Source organism: Yersinia sp. 1652 StPb PI, from assembly GCF_041538345.1.
Lineage (GTDB): Bacteria > Pseudomonadota > Gammaproteobacteria > Enterobacterales > Enterobacteriaceae > Yersinia > Yersinia enterocolitica_E.
Genome location: NZ_JAULSM010000001.1, coordinates 576,288 through 596,312, shown reverse-complemented (window position 1 = coordinate 596,312; position 20,025 = coordinate 576,288). Strand labels below are relative to the sequence as shown.

The following is a 20,025-nucleotide window of genomic DNA, read 5'->3' as shown; positions in this document are numbered from 1 at the left end:
TTGAGTAATAAGTAATACAAATGAACAGTAGTCTGAGTTTAGACTACATCATCATGATGTGCCTGCTTAAACGTCGATGAAACGCTCTGGCTTAGAACGTAAGTTTAGCGATGAAAGTTTCGAATATGCGGCACGTCGCGCAAGCTAGCAGTTAATTATGCCCAATCATTTGATAACCGCGGCCAGTTCTTTAGAATAGGCACCATTGTCTATTGTTATAGCTGATGTTAACAATATTGATGTTATATAACTCACTGTTATTTAATATAATATCATCTCAGCCAATGTCACCAAGCCCAATTCAGGAGCCAGTTTATGAGTAAGTCCGAAAGTCTGTATGCCCAGGCACAGCAGGTGATCCCAGGCGGGGTTAACTCTCCGGTGCGTGCATTCACCGGTGTCGGTGGCGTTCCATTGTTTATCGAACGTGCTGACGGCGCTTATCTATTTGATGTCGATGGTAAAGCCTACATCGATTATGTCGGCTCCTGGGGTCCGATGGTGCTTGGTCACAATCATCCCGCTATTCGTCAGGCCGTAATTGAAGCTGTCGAGCGCGGCCTAAGCTTTGGCGCACCGACAGCGATGGAAGTCAAAATGGCTGAGTTGGTGACAGAATTAGTGCCAACCATGGATATGGTACGGATGGTTAACTCCGGTACCGAAGCCACCATGAGCGCCATTCGTCTAGCCCGAGGTTTCACTGCGCGCGATAAAATCATCAAGTTTGAAGGCTGCTATCACGGCCACGCCGACTGCCTATTAGTAAAAGCGGGCTCTGGCGCATTGACCCTCGGTCAGCCAAACTCTCCGGGGGTACCGGCTGACTTCGCTAAGCACACGCTGACCTGTATTTATAACGATCTAGCCTCTGTACGCGAAGCCTTTGAGCAATACCCACAAGAAATCGCCTGTATCATTGTTGAGCCTGTCGCTGGCAATATGAACTGCATATTACCGCAGCCAGAATTCCTGCCGGGGCTGCGTGATCTATGTGATGAATTTGGTGCATTGCTGATTATTGATGAGGTCATGACGGGTTTCCGGGTGGCATTAGCCGGGGCGCAGGATTACTACCATGTCATTCCTGACTTAACCTGTCTGGGGAAAATTATCGGTGGTGGTATGCCGGTGGGTGCTTTCGGTGGTCGCCGTGATGTCATGGAGGCACTGGCACCGACTGGACCAGTTTATCAGGCGGGCACTCTCTCCGGGAACCCTATCGCTATGGCGGCGGGTTATGCCTGTTTGACTGAAGTGGCACAGGTAGGTATTCATGAAACCCTGACCGAGTTAACCGATTTACTGGCAACTGGCCTGCTCAATGCGGCACAAGCAGAGAACATCCCGCTGGTGGTTAACCACGTGGGTGGCATGTTTGGTATCTTCTTTAGCAATTCACCAACTGTCACCTGCTATCAGGATGTCATGAATTGTGATGTCGAACGCTTTAAACGTTTCTTCCATTTGATGCTGGCAGAAGGTGTCTATCTGGCCCCTTCTGCGTTTGAAGCCGGTTTTATGTCCGTCGCACATAGCAAAGACGATATCCAGAGAACCGTCGATGCTGCCCGCCGGTGTTTTGCCAAACTTTAATATCTATAGAGACTATAACCACCGCCAAAACACTGGAGGTGGTTATAAATTAAAGCCCAGAGGTTTAATGCGCTTAATTAATTTAATGCCGATTAACGGTATAAAGTAATTCTGATATTTCCACATTCTGTGGAATATCACCACCACTACTACCATTCCAACTTGGCCCCATAGGAAGTGTAGGCATTTTAACTTCAACTGGGTGATAATCTATTATATTACGGGTTACTGGTTGAACAGTATCAATGTGCGTCGTCAGAGAAAAAGTTAATACATCGAGAATGAGTAACACACCAAAGCCTGTCACTATCAGTCCATATATTAACAAGATATTAATCAATACCTTGTCATTAACTCCATGCAGAAAAAACTTACTTTTTTCATGAATTAATTCAGTCATCTTATTTCTCTCCAATTTAATTACCACTAAATAATGAGTAGAATAATCAGACAAACTAATAACTTAAAAATAATTTATATTGCATTATTTAGCTTGATAATATACAGGTAACTATCAAATTGACAATCACAATTAGCGTCTAAGTAACGCGATGGATTTTCTGCCTGACTCTTTCACACTATCATATAAAAACTCATGAGCAATACTTTATTACTTATTAAATTTAACTGAGTTTAAATATAATTAACAATACATGTAGTATTTTTATTTATAATAATTTTAAATACAATAATTATTAAATGATATTACTATAAATTAACCCAATACCCTCCATATCATCGACTCATAATTAATAGCTCGATGATATATTTGATAAAAATCTAACTACGGATCAGAGTCCATATTCAAACGAAGCAGATTATTGACATAATAAATGCTTACCGCCCTTGTTTACGCAATAAATAAACAAAGTAAGGAGCACCAATAAATGTTGCCAACAACCCTGCGGGGATTTGGTTCGGGAACAACAGCATGCGGCCACACCAGTCGGCAAATACCATCAGCAGTCCACCTAAAATAGCCGCGATAAACAGTTGTGGAATGGCTCGGCGAAAGCCCATCATACGCGCCATATGTGGTGCCATCAGCCCGACAAAACTTAAAGGCCCAACTGTCAGGGTAGCAGCGGCAGTTAAGATGGCAGCCAATAACAAAATGGCTAACCGGCTAGGTGCAAGCGCCATACCCAGTGCTCTGGCGGTGACACTGCCCAATGGCAAAATCATTAACCATCTGCGGCACAGTGGCGCTAATGCAATCAGCACCAAAGCAACTAAACCGGTTGTTACTGCCTGTGTTCCATTAACCGAGTAGGTAGAGCCAGAAATCCACGCCAGCAAGCCGCGCATACGTGGGTCGCCACTGGCCAGTAACATCGTGATTACCGTGGTAAAGGCGGTGCTCAGTGCAATCCCTGCTAATAGCATTCTGCCGGGAGAGAACCCGCCACGACCAGCAACCACCAGAATCAACAATAACGTGGCCGCAGCCCCTAAGCTCCCGGCGGGTAGCAACCATAGCAACGCATTACCTGGCACGATAAACATCATGACCACCACGCCGAAAGAAGCACCAGAGCTGATACCCAGAACTTCGGGGCTAGCCATTGGGTTACCCGTCAGTTTTTGGATTAAGGTCCCCGCCACCGCCAGCATCATACCGGCCGATAATGCCGCGAGCACACGTGGCCAGCGCCAATGTAACACTGCCTGAAGTTCATCACCGGTAATCCAGCTCCAGCCCTGATTGTCGCGGCCGAGCATAAGCGCTACCGTCAACCCAGCCAGCAGTAACAGCAAACCAACACTTATCCATAATCCTAAATGCTGTCGTTCAGCAGGAACATTATCGCCAAAATCCATATTGGGTGCGGTCGCACTGTGTAAACGTGGCAGTAGCCACAACAGTAGTGGCGCACCAATCAAGGCGGTCGCCGCACCGGTAGGAATCTCCCGCCAGACTTGCGTCAGCCAGATGATGCTCTGATCGGTAACCCAGAGCAGTAACGCCCCGACTACCGGTGCCAGTATCAAGCGCTGAGATAACCGCCGCGCACCAAAAATTTTCGCCAACAGTGGCGCAAATAAACCGATAAACCCAATGACTCCGACTGCATTAACTAACATCGCACTGAAAATAATTGCCACGCCCAGCGCACTCAACCGCGCCAGTGATAACCCCAGTCCTAGATTACGGGCAATGCCATCATCTAGCCCCAATAAGGTTAATGGGCGTATCAGTAAAGCTGCCAATATGCAGGTAATCACTAAGCGTGGCAGAATAAATTGCACCGTACTCCAATCCTGCTGATTCAGTGCGCCACTGCTCCATAAGAATAGCCCCTGCAACTGGTCATAGTTAAATAGTGCCAACAGACCATTAACTGCACCACAGTACAAACCAAGAACCAGGCCGGCCAGAATCAGAGTGACAGGCGAGAGTCGTTTTCCCCAGGCGACACCAAATACCAACGCACCGATGACCATACCACCGGCCATTGCTGCCAGTTGGCGGGTCAATTCGCCACCGGGTAGCATCCATAGGGTAGCGACTGTCAGCCCAAGTTGGGCACCCGCCGCGACACCGAGTGTGGCGGGTTCGGCCAATGGGTTACGCAATACTTGCTGGAATAAAACACCGACTAACCCTAATCCAGCACCGGTGAGCAATGCGACGACCAACCTCGGTAACTGGCTGTAATGGAATAACATCTGGCGAACATCATTGTTGTCTGGCCGCCATAACGCTTCAGCCCATAATGAAACGGGTAATAATTGGCGCAGGTTATATAGAGTCAGTGCCACAGCAATTATCAATAACAGCCCAAGTAATCCAATGGGCAGTAACCCGCTCTTGCGTGGATGGGTTGCCATCATGATGCATTACCCCATGCCTGCTCCAAAAGACGCACAAAACGCATGGCAGACAACGTTGAGCCGTAGAACCATACCGGCGGCAATATTCGTAATTGGTTTTGACGCACAAACGACATAGATTGCCACAACGGAGTGCGAGCAACCTGTTGTAACATTTCACGATTACCATGATCGAAGCAGATGGCGCGCCCCTGTTTTATGGTCGCTAAACGTTCAATACCCACAACCGAGCTACCCCAGAGATTGGTTTCCCCCTGCCAGGCATTTTCAATCTTCAATTGGTCCAATACATCTTGGAATAGGCTGCCTTTGCCGATGACCAGCGCATGGCGAGTGTCCAACAGAGTAAACATCAGTAGTGGTGCCTGGCTGGTGCGATAAAGACGTTGACGAGCTACCTGCATAAAGTGGGTAAAGTCAGCAATATGCTGCTCCGCAACCGTTTCTAGCCCTAGCCGTTGGCCCAGCGTACGCAATGAGTTCCGGCCAACTGCCAGCGGTGAACTGCCCTCTTCATTAAAGGCAAAACTCATCGAGGGAGCGATAGGAGCGAGTTTTTCCGGCGAAGGGCCAAAGCCTTGCGACATCAGGATTAGCGACGGTGCCATTTGCTGTAGCAGTTCCAGGTTAGGTTCAGTACGCTGCCCCACATCAATAACACTGGCAGGCAATTCAGGATCTTCAACCCATAGTCGGTAATTATGGGTGTCAGCCACACCATAAGGTGTAACCCCCAATGCCAACAGTAACTCAGTGGGTAACCACTCTAACGTGACAACTCGATTAACATCAATCTTGCCGCTATTCTGCGCCCAACTGGGCAATGACAGCAGTAACGGCGATAATGCTAATGCGGTAAGCAGTCTGCGCCGAGAGTGATCTGGCATCGCGCAATGAGATTCAACCATGGATAAATGTGTTGTCATTAGTACACGAAGCTTACCGGCGCACCACCGGCCGGATGCGGTAATATCCCCATTGGGATACCGTAGATTTGCTCCAATACCTCTCCCTGCATCAGGCTGTCAGCCGGCCCTTGTGCAATCATCTCCCCGCCACGCAATGCCACTAAGTGGTCGCAATAACGGGCGGCCATATTGATATCATGCAACACAGCAATGACCGTCAATCCGCGTTCACGGCTGAGATGTTGAATTAACCCTAATACCTCTACCTGATGCGCAATGTCCAGTGCCGAAGTCGGTTCATCGAGCAACAGGCAACGGCTATTTTGTGCCACCAGCATGGCCAACCAGGCACGCTGCCGTTCGCCACCGGATAAGCTGTCAACCAACCGGCTAGCCAAGGGTTTTAAATCGACCAGCGCAATTGCCTCTTCCACTTGTTGGCGGTCTTCCTGACGAAAACGGCCTAACGCGCCATGCCACGGATAGCGGCCAATCGCCACCAGTTCGCGTACCGTCATCCCTTCAGCCGCCGGTAACTGTTGTGGCAAATAAGCAACTTCACGGGCAAACGCTTTGCTGTCCCACAGCGCTAATGGCACATCATTGAGTAAGGCTTCGCCACTTGATGGTGACTGATGGCGACCCAGCATTTTTAATAGTGTTGATTTACCGGAACCATTATGGCCGATAAGTCCGCAGACTTTGCCTTGTGGGAATGTCAGTGACAGTGGCTGTAATAAGGTTCGGCCGGGAACCGAAAAACTCAGCTCACGGAGGATAAAAGTGCTGGATTGGCTTGCCTGTTGGTCCAAGATGGTGCCCTGCGATTAAAAGTTAACGGGTTTAACAATTATTGCGACCCGAACGTTATCGAAAAATAGCGAGAAAGTGAATCGAAACGATAATAATTATCAAAGTGAAATAATTATCAAAGCAGGTAGTTTATGCGTAACCTGCGACGAACTGCAAGCGCTAAGCCAGTCGATTGAGTAGTAAGAAATGAGAGGATAAGGTGCGGAGGCAAAACAGTGGAGCTGTGGGGCATGAATAGACTGGCACGGTCGCGATAACCGTGCCAGTGGGTTAACTGTTACTGGCCGAACATATCTTTTATCCAACCGGCAACACCGTCGCCTTCGGCTTGTGGTTGCGAAGCGGGCTGGGCCGCCTTACACAACCCTTGCGGATTCTCAGTCCAGACAGGAATGGTGCGCATACCACCAGTCTCACCACAGACAAAGTTACCCGCCGAATCAATGCTCATCTCGCTAATCCCTTCCGGTGGTTGCAACACCAACGGCAGTGGAGTCTGGTTCTCCAGATAGCGGCGATACAAGGTTAGCGCGCCATTGGCTCCGGTCAGTTTTGCCGGGCCGTTATTGTCACGACCAACCCAGGCAATCGCCACTTCCTTACCATCAATACCGGCAAACCAGCTATCACGCAGGTCGTTGGTAGTACCGGTTTTGGCCGCCAGTGTGTATTTGGAGAATTTCACTGACAGCGAACGAGAGGTACCACGGGCCACCCCTTGTTGCATCGCATAAAGTGTCAAATAGGCCGCCTGAGCAGGTACCATGCGTTCCGCCTGTGGGAAGCTCTGATACAGCACGGTGCCATCTTCGGCAATAACCGAACGCACCGCCGATAACGGTGCACGGTTACCGCCACTGGCGATAGTCTGATACTCCTGTGCTACTTCAACCGGAGTCAGGTCAATCGCCCCCAGTAACATGGCCGGAACTGGAGTAATAGCAGCTTTCGGGATCCCTAATCGCTGCAACATCGCACTGATTTGATCCAACCCAACCGACATTCCCAGATTCACCGTCGGCACGTTCAGCGAGTTAGCCAGCCCATCAAGCAACATCACCTGACCACGGAACTGGCGATCATAGTTTTTTGGTTGCCATGATGAACCGTTTGGTAATTTGATCGACAACGGTTGATCAGATAACCAAGTGTTAAGGCGGTATTTATCTGGCTCACTCAATGCCGTCAGATAAGTGGGTGGTTTGGCAAGAGAACCGACTAAACGACGAGCCTGCATTGCACGGTTAAAGCCTGCATACTGCGGCTGTGCGCCGCCCACCATGGCACGAACTTCACCACTGAAGCGGTCAACAATCACCATCGCCGCTTCCAGATCATTCAAATGACGAGCGGCTTTCAGCGCCGGAATGCCGTCTTCAATGGCTTTTTCTGCTGCATCTTGTGAAACCGGATCCAGTGTGGTGAAGATCTTCACACCAGACAGATCGTTAATCTTGTCACCCAGTTTCTGTTGCAGTTCCTGACGCACCATCTGCATAAAAGCTGGCTGGGGAGTAATAACACCGCCTTTTGGCTGTACCCCCAGCGGGCGGGCACTAAGCATGGTGTAAAGCTCTGCGTCAATCACACCTTGATTCTGTAACAAGCGCAACACCAGATTGCGACGTTCAAGTGCCAGCGTTGGGTTACGCCATGGGTTATACAGCGACGCCCCCTTCACCATACCCACCAGCATCGCTTGCTGATCAAGGCTCAGTTCATTTACCGGGCGACCAAAGTAATACAGGCTTGCCAGCGGGAAACCACGAATCTGATCACTACCACTTTGACCTAGATACACTTCGTTCAGATACAGTTCCAGAATCCGATCTTTGCTGTAACGGTAATCCACCAACAGAGCCATATAGGCTTCGTTAAGTTTGCGCCACAGTGAACGCTCGTTGGTCAGGAACAGGTTTTTCACCAATTGCTGCGTCAGGGTACTGCCGCCCTGCACCGCTTTACCAGCAGTCAGGTTAGCGACTACTGCGCGGCCAATGGAGTACGGGCTGATGCCATCGTGCTCATAGAAATGGCGGTCTTCGGTTGCCAGCAAAGTATCGACTAACAAATCAGGGAAACCGGCACGCGGCACAAACAGACGCTGTTCACCGTTAGGTGATTGCAGCATGGTAATCAACTTAGGATCAAGGCGCAGGAAACCGAAATCACGCTGATTATCCAGATTTTGGATCTGGGCCAGACGATCGTTTTTAAACACCAAACGCGCGCGGATCTGGCCCTCTTTCGCATCAGGGAAATCAAATGGGCGGCGCAAGATATCAATACTATCGCCCTGAACCGTGAATTCACCTGGACGGGTCATACGGGTAACCTGCCGGTATTGCATCCCTTCCAGCAAATCGACCATCTCTTTTTTGCTGTAGGACATCCCCGGTTCAAGGTTAACCATGCGGCCATACACAGCGGCTGGCAGTTGCCAAACTTTGCCATCGATGCGGCTGCGAATTTGCGAATCGAGGTAAACCCCATAAATAGCCAGCACCACGGCACCGACTAAAAACAGTTTGATAAATAAGCCGAGCCAGCGGCGTTTTTTACGGGGCGGACGTGATGCTACCTTTCTTGGCATCGGCTCTTCCTCGTCATCGTAGTCATCATCGTCGTGCTCTTCGTCATCTAAATAGTCTTCTTCTTCGAACTCATCTTCATCACGCCGCCGGCGCAGTGGCCGTTTCGATGTGGCTTTGGGTAGGGCTTTCTTGCCCTTGCGCCCTATTGGCTCGCGGTCATCCCCAGACATGTATTTCTCTCCACGCGCATTGGCGATTATTGCGGCTTATACCCGTCATACTTCAAGCTGCATGCGCGTTGGCTGCGTTCAATCACCCGAATCACTTACTTATGTAAGCTCATCGGGACTCACTCGCTTGCCGCCTTCCTGCAACTCGAATTACTTTGGGTATCATATATTCCCCAATTTGTCGGATAGAAAGGGGAAACATCTGAAATTATTGGCTGTTGGCCATGTGATCTTATTTATCTTGGTAGTTTTTAGTCCGGCGAGTCGGGCGGGTGTTCGCGGGATCATCCGGCCAGACATGTTTGGGATAACGCCCTTTCATCTCTTTTTGTACCTCCCGATATGCGCCTTGCCAGAAAGCGGCTAGATCACCCGTAATCTGTAATGGCCGATGTGCCGGGGAGAGAAGTTCTAACACCACCGCCACCCGCCCGCAGGCCAGCATCGGGCTGTGTTGTTCGCCAAAGACCTCCTGCAAACGCACCGCCAGTACCGGTGGCCGCTCGACATAATAACGGATTGGCAGGCGGCTCCCCGTGGGCACAGTGTAATGAGTTGGCAGCTCAGTATCCAGCCGTTGACGTAACTGCCAGCTCAACAAGCGGGTTAATGCCTCGCTAATATTCACTTGCCGCAATCCGCGGAAAGCCCGCACGCCGGACAGCGACGGCTGTAACCACAGCTCAAGTTTGCTCAGCAAACTGTCATCATCCATCGCAGGCCAAGGCTCCTCAGGTAGCCAGCGGGCAGCACATTGTAATCGAACGCGTAACTGCTCGGCATGCTCATCCCAATTGAGTACCTGCAACCCTTGCTCGCGTATCCAGTTAAGTAATGCCGATTGCAATGCCTCATCGCTCGGCTTGGCTAACGGTTGCGCCCGTAAGGTCAAACGCCCGATTTGCCAGCGTCGCCAGGCCCGCAGCGTACCCTTTTCTTCATCCCATTCCACCACCGTCCGCTCGTCGACTAACCGGGGTAATTGTTTTACTAGTTGTTCAACATCAATCGGCAATGCCAGCAAAATACGCGCATCCGGCCCGCTGTTGCTTTGTAATAAGTTGGCGGCCACCAGCCAGGGGGTACGTGACAGCGCCTCATCCTGAGCCATTGCAGCCCCCATACCGTTAGCCAACAGGTAGCGACCATCCAGCCCTCTCTGCTGCGCGATGCGATCAGGGTAAGCCAGTGCCAGTAATTGGCCGGCGAGATTACTGTCCACGTTGCCTGAACGGCGGTTGACTCTTTGCGTCAATTGCCGTGCCCGGCGCTGCCAGTGAGATTGCGGCCGACTAAGCCAATCGTGTAAATCAATCTGACCAGAACGGGGTGGCTCTTCCAAAATGGCGGCCAGCAATGCCGCCGTTGCCAACGCATCGGGGCTTTGCTCTGCGGCAAAGCACAACATGGCCGCCAAACGCGGTTCACAACCTAAACTCGCCATACTGCGCCCCGTAGCACTAAGGTGGCCATGGGTGTCGATGGCCCCGAGTCGCATCAATAACTCGCGCGCGACAGTGAGTGCCGCCTGCGGCGGTTGATCCAGCCAGCTCAGTTGTGCCACATCCTGACAGCCCCAATTCAGCAGTTCCAACCATAAGCTGCATAGATCGCTGTTGAGGATTTCCGGCTCACTGTATTCCGCTGCTCGCTCGGCTTGCTCTTTAGCAAACAAATGCCAGCAGATACCCGGTTCCAGCCGCCCGGCACGCCCGGCACGCTGAATCATTGAGGCCTGACTGATACGCTGGGTGACTAATCGGGTCAGGCCATTTTTAACATCAAAACACGCTACCCGTTCCAAGCCACTGTCCACCACCAACCGGATGCCTTCAATGGTCAAACTGGTTTCGGCAATATTAGTCGCCAGCACCACTTTGCGCCGTCCGGCGAGAGCCGGTTGAATCGCTTTCTGCTGTTCACTGAGCGGCAGCGCACCATACAGCGGGCAAAGATCTGTGTCGTTGGCTACTGCACCGTGCAAGCGCTCCATCACGCGATGGATTTCACCGACACCGGGTAAAAATAGCAATAAAGAACCGGTTTGCTCATTTAATAAACGCTTAACCCGACTGGCAACCCCATCTTCAATCCGCTCATGGCTTGATAGCGGCTGATAGCAGCGATCGACGGGAAAGCTGCGCCCTGCCGAGACAATGGCTGGCGCGCAAGGAAGTAGCGAGGAAAGACGCTGATTGTCCAGAGTCGCGGACATGATTAACAGTTTCAGGTCATCGCGCAGCCCCTGCTGTACATCCAGCAATAGCGCCAGCGCTAAATCAGCTTGCAAACTACGTTCATGGAATTCATCGAGGATCACCAGCGAGACGCCCGTTAGCTCAGCATCCTGCTGGAGCATGCGCGTCAAAATGCCTTCGGTTACCACTTCCAAACGCGTATCTGGCCCGCTTTTGCTTTCAGCGCGCATCCGATAGCCTACCGTCTGGCCGGGTTGTTCCCCCAGTTGTTGCGCCAGGCGGTAAGCCACATTTTTCGCCGCCAGCCGCCGTGGTTCCAGCATGATAATCCGCCCCGGCAACCCACTGTATTGCAGGATTTGCAGCGGTAACCAGGTCGATTTTCCCGCGCCGGTCGGGGCATGGAGTAAGACTTGCGATGAGGTTTGCAACGCAGAGAGTATCTCGCTGAGCACTTCACTTACCGGTAAAGCAGTCACTGTCGCATCACGCTCTTTCTGGTTCACCACCACATTTGTCTCCATGCTCTACTTTCATCGTCAGTCATTGTAACATCATGGCCGTAGAGCGTATTTAGCCGAGTGATTATGCCAACCAGATGATAGATACCGTTGATAAAACTAAAACAAGTCTCCGTCGCATGTTCTTTGCCCTGACACTGCCTGAAACCATGCAGCAGGATATTGTGCAATGGCGGGCGGCGAGCTTCCCACCAGAGGCCGGTCGCCCTATCGAGGCCGCTAATATGCACCTGACACTGGCATTTCTTGGCGATATAAGTGCCGCTAAAGCACAGGTATTGCAGCAGCAAGCCGGGCGTATCAGCCAGGCTGGCTTCAGCGTAACCTTAGATGATGTCGGCCATTGGCCTGGTTCGGGCGTGATATGGCTTGGCTGTAAAAATCCGCCCCGGGGCCTGTTGCAGTTAGCGCAGTTGCTGCGATCTCAGGCTGCGCGCAGTGGTTGCGCCCAAACATCACTGCCATTCCACCCCCATGTGACCTTGTTGCGTGGCGCTACCCGCCCGGTAGTTATACCGGCCAAAACCAATAATCAACGCTTGTGCGTAGACCACTTCTCACTGTATGAGTCAGTATTGGTGCGCGGTCGCACCCGCTATACCCTGATACAAAGCTGGCCGCTGGCTGGCGGCGAAAGGAAATTTGATGACGTCTAACCCTCAATTGTTATCTTTTAACCCACGGTTACAGCCCGCCACACTTATCCTGCGGTATAAACGCTTTTTAGCTGATATTGTGACACCCGCTGGAGAATCATTAACTATTCATTGCGCTAATACCGGGGCAATGACGGGTTGCGCGACGCCCGGAGATACAGTTTGGTATTCGACCTCAGATAACCCGAAACGTAAGTATCCCCACAGTTGGGAGTTAACGCACACCCAAAGTGGTGATTGGATTTGCGTAAATACCTTACGGGCCAATGAGTTAGTTAGCTCTGCGATAGATAAAAACCATATTGTTGAATTATCTGGTTACACTTCTGTCAAAAGAGAGATTAAATATGGAGACGAGAACAGCCGTATAGACTTGTTATTGCAGGCAGAAAATAGGTCTAACTGCTATATTGAAGTCAAGTCGGTTACCTTATTACAGCAACAGTGTGGGTATTTCCCGGATGCCGTCACCCTACGGGGTCAGAAGCATCTCAGGGAGTTACAAAGCATGGTTGCCGACGGTCACCGGGCGGTACTTTTTTTTGCCGTATTGCATACGGGCATCAGGCAAGTCGCTGCGGCCCGACACATTGACAATCGCTATGCAGAATTGCTGGCCCAGGCTCAGCAAGCAGGAGTGGAGGTTATTTGCTACGGTTTTCAACTATCGCCTGACGGTATTGCGCTGGACGCCCGCTTACCGTTATTACTGGCCGAAACGCTCTCACCAACAAGCGCTGAATAAAGAAGCGATTATTGGAGAAAGTTGTTCGCCAAATACGCCTTCCTTCACACCATTGTCAAGCAGGCGACAGGAATAATTGCTAACCTACCTTCCTTCTGGTATTTATAGCGGCCTGATTTTTCCCCGTATTGGGGATTTCGATAGTGCGTATGAATGTAGGAGAAGCATCATGCAAGAAGGGCAAAAACGTAAAACCTCGTCCTTGAGCATTCTCGCCATCGCTGGGGTAGAACCGTACCAAGAGAAGCCAGGCGAAGAGTATATGAATGCCGCCCAGCTGTCGCATTTCAAGCTGATTCTTGAAGCATGGCGCAACCAGCTCAGGGATGAAGTGGATCGTACTGTATCGCACATGCAAGACGAAGCCGCTAATTTCCCTGATCCGGTAGACCGCGCTGCGCAGGAAGAAGAGTTTAGTCTTGAACTTCGTAACCGCGACCGCGAGCGTAAACTGATTAAAAAGATCGAAAAAACGCTGAAAAAAGTCGAGGATGACGATTTCGGTTTCTGCGAGTCTTGTGGCGTAGAAATTGGTATCCGTCGTCTGGAAGCACGGCCAACTGCAGATTTGTGCATTGACTGTAAAACCCTGGCCGAAATCCGCGAAAAGCAGATGGCAGGCTAACTGCATACCCAATGAAATTGGCGTTGTAGATAGGCAGCAAGCGAACGAATCCCGATGCGCTAACAAACAAGTAATTCGGGCGAGAGGCGTAGCTAACAACCCTACAACTCCAAATATGAAGGGTATAACACGGTGCCAGAGTCACCTCCGGCACCGTATCTATTAAGCGGAATTCCCTTCCCTTTTTATGTCCGAAGATATCAGTACTCAACAGCCCAGTGTGCTGCAACATTATGTTCAGCAACACTATGTTCAGCAACATAAGTACGTGGGCCGTTTTGCCCCATCCCCGTCTGGTGATTTACATTTTGGTTCACTGATTGCCGCACTCGGGAGTTACCTGCAAGCCCGTGCTCAACGCGGGAACTGGCTAGTTCGCATTGAAGATATTGACCCCCCCCGAGAAATTCCCGGAGCTGCTTCCCGTATCCTGGCGGCATTAGATCACTATGGCCTCCATTGGGACAGTCAGGTTATCTATCAGTCCCAGCGTCATGAAGCCTATCGCGCCACATTAGACTGGTTGAAACAGCAGGGCCTGAGTTATTACTGCACGTGTACACGCAGCCGCATTCAACAGCTAGGGGGATTCTACGACGGTTATTGCCGTGACCGCCATTTACCTGCTGATAGTGCCGCCATTCGTTTGCGACAGACACAGCCGATTTATGCCTTTTATGATAAATTACTGGGTGAGTTGCATGTTGAATCTGCGCTGGCACAAGAGGATTTTATTATCCGCCGCAGAGATGGCTTATTTGCTTATAATTTAGCTGTGGTGGTTGATGATGCTTTTCAAGGCGTGACAGAAATTGTGCGTGGGGCTGATTTGATTGAACCTACCGTGCGCCAAATAGCCCTCTACCAACAGTTACAGCAGCCCGCTCCGAGCTATTTGCACTTGCCATTGGCACTGAATCATGACGGTAATAAGTTATCCAAGCAAAACCATGCAACACCTCTACCGGATGGCGATCCGCGCCCGATTTTGGTTGATGCATTGAAGTTTTTACATCAACCGCTGCCAGAATGCTGGCAAGATCTTGATTTACCGTTATTATTACGTTTTGCAGTCGAAAATTGGACGTTGGCAGCAATTCCGCTTCACGGGGCAATAGCAGTCACTGAAAACACAACGGCATTCTCAAAGTAAGCACGGTGAGCTATGATTAGCCGCTGTTTTTCTGTAGTTCTGTTATTTATTAGCCACTATCGAGGTGTACCATTTTTACCCGAGTAGCCAATTTCTGCCGTAAGGTACTGATTCGCGATGATAAATCAGAACGCGATAACAAAGCTGTCCGTGATGATACGGCCCGTGATGGTAGTGCCCGTAAAGATAAAGTGCCCGGTGAAGATAACGTGGCCCGCAAAGAGAAAAGGCCTGCCAGAACAAATACTGGCCGCAAGAATCATGCGGTGCCTGCTTCACAACAGAGTGCGATGACGATTATTCCGCGAGATCAGCACAATATTTCCCGTAGAGAGATCAGCGATAATGCGCTGAAGGTTCTCTATCGCCTGAATAAATCAGGCTATGAAGCCTATCTGGTTGGCGGCGGCGTCCGCGACCTGTTACTGGGCAAAAAACCGAAAGATTTTGATATCACCACCAGCGCGACACCAGAACAAGTGCGGAAATTATTCCGTAACTGTCGTCTGGTTGGTCGCCGTTTTCGCCTGGCCCATGTCATGTTTGGCCCTGAGATCATTGAAGTTGCCACTTTCCGTGGCCACCATGAGCAACAACCGGCGGAAGATAGCGACAAGAACTCTTCCCAGCAAGCGCAAAATGGCATGCTGCTGCGTGACAATATTTTTGGCACCATCGAAGATGATGCTCAGCGCCGTGATTTCACCATTAACAGCCTCTACTACGGTATTTCTGATTTTGCCCTGCGTGATTACACCGGTGGCTTGCGTGATCTGAAAGAGGGCATTATCCGGCTGATTGGTGATCCTGAAACTCGTTACCGTGAAGATCCCGTGCGCATGCTGCGTGCAGTGCGTTTTGCCGCCAAATTGGATATGACGATCAGCCCGGAAACCGCTGAGCCGATCCCACGTCTGGCCTCATTACTGCACGAGATCCCGCCAGCGCGCCTGTTTGAAGAATCACTCAAACTGTTGCAATCGGGTTATGGTTATAAAACCTATTTAAAACTGTGTGAATATCAGTTGTTCCAACCATTATTCCCATTGATTGCACGCAATTTCACTGAGCAGCATGACTCTCCGATGGAGCGCATCCTGGTTCAGGTACTAAAAAATACTGACCATCGTTTGCATAATGATCAACGCGTCAACCCAGCGTTCTTATTTGCGGCTATGCTTTGGTATCCGTTGATTGAACATGCGCAAAAACTGACGCAGGAAAGCGGTTTGGCGTATTACGATGCCTTTGCGCTGGCAATGAATGATGTGCTGGATGAAGAGTGCCGTTCGTTGGCCGTTCCAAAACGTATTACCTCACTGGTACGGGATATCTGGCTGCTGCAACTGCGCCTGTCTCGCCGTCAGGGTAAACGTGCGCACAAGTTGATGGAACATCCGAAATTCCGTGCTGCTTATGATCTGTTAGCGCTGCGGGCTGAAGTGGAAAATAACCATGAGTTGCAGCGTTTGACACAATGGTGGGGGGAGTTCCAGGAAGCCACACCGCTTCAGCAGAAAACCATGCTGAATACGTTAGGGGCTGATCCGGCACCACGACGCTCTCGTCCCCGCCGCCCACGTAAGCCAGCACCACGTAAAGAAGGGGCATAATTCGCATCATGATCCGGGTCTATATCGCGTTAGGCAGCAATCAGGCCATGCCACTGCAACAGGTTAAAACCGCCCTGGAAGCGTTGGAGCATCTACCACGCACCCGGTTAGTTGCATGTTCGCCATTTTATCGCACCAAACCGTTAGGCCCACAAGATCAGCCAGATTTTCTTAATGCCGTGGTAGCGTTAGATACCTCACTACCACCCGAGCAACTGCTGGACCACACTCAAGCTATTGAACGCAATCAGGGCCGGGTAAGGAAAGAACAACGCTGGGGGCCACGAACGCTGGACCTGGATATCATGCTGTATGGCTCACAGGTGATAACAACCGATCGCCTGACTGTGCCGCACTATGGTTTGAAAGAGCGCGAGTTTATGCTCTATCCGCTGGCTGATATCGCACCTGACCTGATTTTCCCCGATGGCGAAACATTATCAGAACGTCTTAAATGGGTGGATAAAAACGGTCTGGTGCCTTGGTAACTCATACTTGCCAAATTCAACATATAGCATCCCTATCTGATATCCCCTCCATCTTAACCCCTTGTCTCAGGAGAAAAGAGTGATGAAAGCCACCACCATGAGCCACTTGCGTCAATGGAAACAAGAAAAGCGTAAGTTCGCCACACTGACAGCCTATGATGCCAGTTTTGCCCAGTTGTTTGTCGAGCAAGGTATTGAGGTACTGCTGGTGGGTGATTCGCTCGGTATGACGTTACAAGGCTTCGACTCGACTCTGCCAGTCACCACCGCGGATGTGGCTTATCACACCCGTGCGGTGCGCCGAGGTGCGCCTCATTGCCTATTATTGGCCGATATGCCCTTCATGAGTTATGCCACACCAGAGCAAACATTTACTAATGCCGCAGAGTTGATGCGCGCCGGGGCCAATATGGTCAAACTGGAAGGCGGTAGCTGGTTATGTGATACCGTGCGCATGCTCGCTGAACGTGCCGTTCCGGTATGCGGACATCTGGGATTAACCCCGCAGTCAGTTAATATCTTCGGTGGCTACAAAGTACAAGGCCGCGAAGAAGTAGCAGCGAATCAGCTACTGAAAGATGCACTGGCACTTGAACTCGCGGGGGCGCAATTATTGGTACTGGAATGCGTGCCAGTAGAACTGGCAAAACGGGTTAGCGAAGAGCTGGCTATTCCGGTGATTGGTATTGGTGCTGGTAATGTCACTGACGGGCAGATACTGGTTATGCACGATGCGCTGGGCATTACTGGCGGTCATACCCCTAAATTCAGTAAGAATTTCCTGGCACAAAGTGCCGGTGATATTCGCGCCGCCATTAAGCTGTATATTCAGGAAGTTGAAAGTGGCCTATATCCGGCGGAAGAACATACATTCCAGTAAATTGTGCTGATAATACGCTGCTATTACATCCTATTTATACCCAATAGATTTCAAGATGCAGGAAGGCGGCAAGCAGAGGCGAGGCCCATGAATGGGTCGAGTAACCACCACCTGCAATTTGAAAGATGACCGGTATCGGAGAAAAGAATGCTGATTATTGAAACCCTGCCGCTATTGCGCCAGCAAATTCGCCGTTGGCGTCAGGAAGGAAAGCGAGTTGCACTGGTACCAACCATGGGTAACCTGCATGAAGGGCATATGACATTAGTGGAAGATGCCAAAACCCGTGCCGATGTGGTGGTCGTGAGTATTTTTGTCAATCCGCTGCAATTTGAACGCCCGGATGATTTAGCTCGCTACCCACGCACTTTGCAGGAAGATTGCGAGAAGTTGACCCGTCACGGTGTGGATCTGGTATTCGCCCCTGCGGCAGTCGATGTCTATCCAGCCGGTCTGGAAAGCCAGACCTATGTCGACGTCCCTGCCCTGTCTACTATTTTAGAAGGTGCCAGTCGCCCTGGTCATTTCCGTGGTGTATCCACTATCGTCAGCAAACTGTTCAATCTGGTGCAACCAGATGTTGCCTGTTTTGGTGAAAAAGATTATCAGCAACTGGCACTGATCCGTAAAATGGTGGCGGATATGGGCTATGACATCAATATTATCGGGGTGCCGATTGTGCGGGCGAAAGATGGTCTGGCACTGAGTTCCCGCAATGGCTATCTGACGGCTGAAGAGCGAAAAATCGCCCCGCAGCTCAATAAGATAATGCAAGCTCTGGCCGAGAAACTGATCTTGGGTGAAAGGCAGATTGATGATTTGCTGGCTGACACCGCAGAGCAATTACGTCATGCCGGTTTTACCCCGGATGAACTGTTTATCCGCGATGCCCACACCTTGCAACCATTGACCGTCGACAGTAAACAAGCCGTTATCCTGCTGGCCGCCTGGCTGGGTAAAGCACGCCTGATTGATAACCAACAGGTTGATTTACGTAGTTAACCCCGGACTGCGGTGAATAGCGGCCTAGCCCGGTTTTCACCGCACATCCCCCTTCCCTGCTCCTCTTATTCTTCACTAAACAAGGTGTTAACCCGAAAGCATTTTCTCTGTCTTTGGTATGTAATACATCGAATAAATAAAAGGGGGTTGAAGATGGACATTAGGGTTGGAAACCCTCTGTTTTCTACTGAGATTAGTCACTCAGTCATCGCAAATATAGCGAAAAACACAACACCACCATCGATGAGTCTATGGGAGATAATAAAGGACTTTTTCTGTTGTACCCATCATGCTGAAGCATTGGATTGTCTCTATCAACTGTGCCATCCTGTGAATAATACCGATGCAATGAACCCGGAGGAAATTCGCGGCAACATAGCAAAAGCGTTTAATCAATTAAAACAGTTAGCAGCACCAGGATATGAAGATAGATTTTCTCATCCTGATAGCCCGAATGAGCAAGAGCAACATTTCATTATTACTGATAATAATGGCGCATTTATATTAAATATAATAATTAACATTAACACCAATAAATACTCAATCTCCACCCCTGATGGCACCAAAGCATCCCTATCTTTGCGACCAACGCCTGCACAAGCAACCGAGAGAGCATGGGATCGGGGGTTTGATCACATAACCCTGTTCAGCCAGCCGTAGACCCGTTTTAAGCCGCTGTTTTTATCACTCAATCGCTGAGTCATAGACAAGCGGTATAAAATCAGCAAAACTGGATGCTTCTCCCTAAATCAATCGATGATGGGATAGGATGCCAGACTTATTCTGGGTAATAACCGGGGTCAAAGGTAAGAGTTATGATACGCACTATGTTGCAAGGCAAACTGCATCGGGTCAAAGTCACTCAAGCTGATTTGCACTATGAAGGTTCCTGCGCTATCGATCAGGATTTCCTGGAAGCCGCAGGCATTCTGGAATACGAAGCCATTGATATTTATAACGTTGATAATGGTCAGCGTTTTTCCACTTATGCTATCGCCGCCGAACGCGGTTCACGGATTATCTCGGTGAATGGTGCCGCGGCGCGTTGTGCTTGTGTCGGTGATAAGCTGATCATCTGTTCCTACGTACAGATGTCTGATGCTGATGCCCGATTGCACCACCCTAAAGTGGCGTATTTTGAAGGTCAGAATCAACTGCAACGCAAGGCCAAAGCAGTGCCGGTTCAAGTCGCTTAATTGCCCTTTACACGTGCAGTTGCACCATAAAA

17 protein-coding genes are annotated in these 20,025 nt (G+C 50.3%); 11 read left to right on the top strand and 6 right to left on the bottom strand.

Annotation, left to right across the window (positions count from 1 at the left end):
- The first annotated feature begins 315 nt into the window (after positions 1-315).
- The gene (hemL, locus tag Q2T71_RS02670; protein ID WP_372558043.1) at positions 316-1,596 is read left to right on the top strand and encodes a glutamate-1-semialdehyde 2,1-aminomutase; all 1,281 of its coding nucleotides are present in this window, start codon (positions 316-318) and stop codon (positions 1,594-1,596) included.
- 82 nt (positions 1,597-1,678) lie between these two features.
- Here the strand turns inward: hemL and Q2T71_RS02665 are convergent, their stop codons facing one another.
- The 6 genes from Q2T71_RS02665 to hrpB form a co-directional block, all read right to left on the bottom strand.
- Positions 1,679-1,996 carry a nuclease gene (locus tag Q2T71_RS02665; protein ID WP_372558042.1) on the bottom strand — a complete coding sequence of 106 codons (318 nt, stop codon included), beginning with the start codon at positions 1,994-1,996 and terminating at the stop codon, positions 1,679-1,681.
- A gap of 437 nt (positions 1,997-2,433) precedes the next feature.
- A complete protein-coding gene (fhuB, locus tag Q2T71_RS02660) occupies positions 2,434-4,431 on the bottom strand; it encodes a Fe(3+)-hydroxamate ABC transporter permease FhuB (RefSeq protein WP_372558041.1) in 1,998 nt (665 codons plus the stop codon).
- The gene (gene fhuD, locus Q2T71_RS02655) at positions 4,428-5,318 is read right to left on the bottom strand and encodes a Fe(3+)-hydroxamate ABC transporter substrate-binding protein FhuD (RefSeq protein WP_372559822.1); all 891 of its coding nucleotides are present in this window, start codon (positions 5,316-5,318) and stop codon (positions 4,428-4,430) included. Before fhuD ends, fhuB begins: the two co-directional genes overlap by 4 nt.
- Before the next feature lie 38 nt (positions 5,319-5,356).
- Entirely contained in the window at positions 5,357-6,151 is a 795-nt protein-coding gene (fhuC, locus tag Q2T71_RS02650) for a Fe3+-hydroxamate ABC transporter ATP-binding protein FhuC (RefSeq protein WP_372558040.1), read from the bottom strand.
- Between the two features lie 278 nt (positions 6,152-6,429).
- Positions 6,430-8,916: a bifunctional glycosyl transferase/transpeptidase gene (mrcB, locus tag Q2T71_RS02645; RefSeq protein WP_372558039.1), complete on the bottom strand. Its 2,487-nt coding sequence runs from the start codon at positions 8,914-8,916 to the stop codon at positions 6,430-6,432.
- A 232-nt stretch (positions 8,917-9,148) separates the two neighbouring features.
- Entirely contained in the window at positions 9,149-11,638 is a 2,490-nt protein-coding gene (gene hrpB / locus Q2T71_RS02640; protein WP_372558038.1) for an ATP-dependent helicase HrpB, read from the bottom strand.
- Positions 11,639-11,712: 74 nt separating this feature from the next.
- On the opposite strand from hrpB, the gene thpR reads away from it, so the two are divergent.
- The 10 genes from thpR (at position 11,713) to panD (ending at position 19,993) form a co-directional block, all read left to right on the top strand.
- Positions 11,713-12,291 carry an RNA 2',3'-cyclic phosphodiesterase gene (gene thpR / locus Q2T71_RS02635; RefSeq protein ID WP_372558037.1) on the top strand — a complete coding sequence of 193 codons (579 nt, stop codon included), beginning with the start codon at positions 11,713-11,715 and terminating at the stop codon, positions 12,289-12,291.
- Positions 12,281-13,036, top strand: a complete 756-nt coding sequence (gene sfsA / locus Q2T71_RS02630) for a DNA/RNA nuclease SfsA (protein WP_372558036.1) — start codon at positions 12,281-12,283, stop codon at positions 13,034-13,036. Before thpR ends, sfsA begins: the two co-directional genes overlap by 11 nt.
- Positions 13,037-13,205: 169 nt before the next feature.
- Positions 13,206-13,661 carry an RNA polymerase-binding protein DksA gene (gene dksA, locus Q2T71_RS02625; RefSeq protein ID WP_002209354.1) on the top strand — a complete coding sequence of 152 codons (456 nt, stop codon included), beginning with the start codon at positions 13,206-13,208 and terminating at the stop codon, positions 13,659-13,661.
- A 187-nt stretch (positions 13,662-13,848) separates the two neighbouring features.
- Entirely contained in the window at positions 13,849-14,814 is a 966-nt protein-coding gene (gluQRS, locus tag Q2T71_RS02620; RefSeq protein WP_372558035.1) for a tRNA glutamyl-Q(34) synthetase GluQRS, read from the top strand.
- A 290-nt stretch (positions 14,815-15,104) separates the two neighbouring features.
- Positions 15,105-16,427 (top strand): polynucleotide adenylyltransferase PcnB, encoded by a 1,323-nt coding sequence (gene pcnB / locus Q2T71_RS02615; RefSeq protein ID WP_372559821.1) that lies wholly within the window; start codon positions 15,105-15,107, stop codon positions 16,425-16,427.
- Positions 16,428-16,435: 8 nt separating this feature from the next.
- Positions 16,436-16,915, top strand: a complete 480-nt coding sequence (gene folK / locus Q2T71_RS02610) for a 2-amino-4-hydroxy-6-hydroxymethyldihydropteridine diphosphokinase (protein ID WP_372558034.1) — start codon at positions 16,436-16,438, stop codon at positions 16,913-16,915.
- An 82-nt stretch (positions 16,916-16,997) separates the two neighbouring features.
- Positions 16,998-17,795, top strand: coding sequence for a 3-methyl-2-oxobutanoate hydroxymethyltransferase (gene panB / locus Q2T71_RS02605; RefSeq protein ID WP_083160460.1), 798 nt, complete (start codon positions 16,998-17,000; stop codon positions 17,793-17,795).
- Between the two features lie 147 nt (positions 17,796-17,942).
- Positions 17,943-18,797, top strand: coding sequence for a pantoate--beta-alanine ligase (gene panC / locus Q2T71_RS02600; protein WP_372558033.1), 855 nt, complete (start codon positions 17,943-17,945; stop codon positions 18,795-18,797).
- A 153-nt stretch (positions 18,798-18,950) separates the two neighbouring features.
- Positions 18,951-19,457, top strand: a complete 507-nt coding sequence (locus Q2T71_RS02595) for a hypothetical protein (protein WP_372558032.1) — start codon at positions 18,951-18,953, stop codon at positions 19,455-19,457.
- Positions 19,458-19,612: 155 nt separating this feature from the next.
- Entirely contained in the window at positions 19,613-19,993 is a 381-nt protein-coding gene (gene panD, locus Q2T71_RS02590) for an aspartate 1-decarboxylase (RefSeq protein WP_032905470.1), read from the top strand.
- The last annotated feature ends 32 nt before the right edge of the window (positions 19,994-20,025 follow it).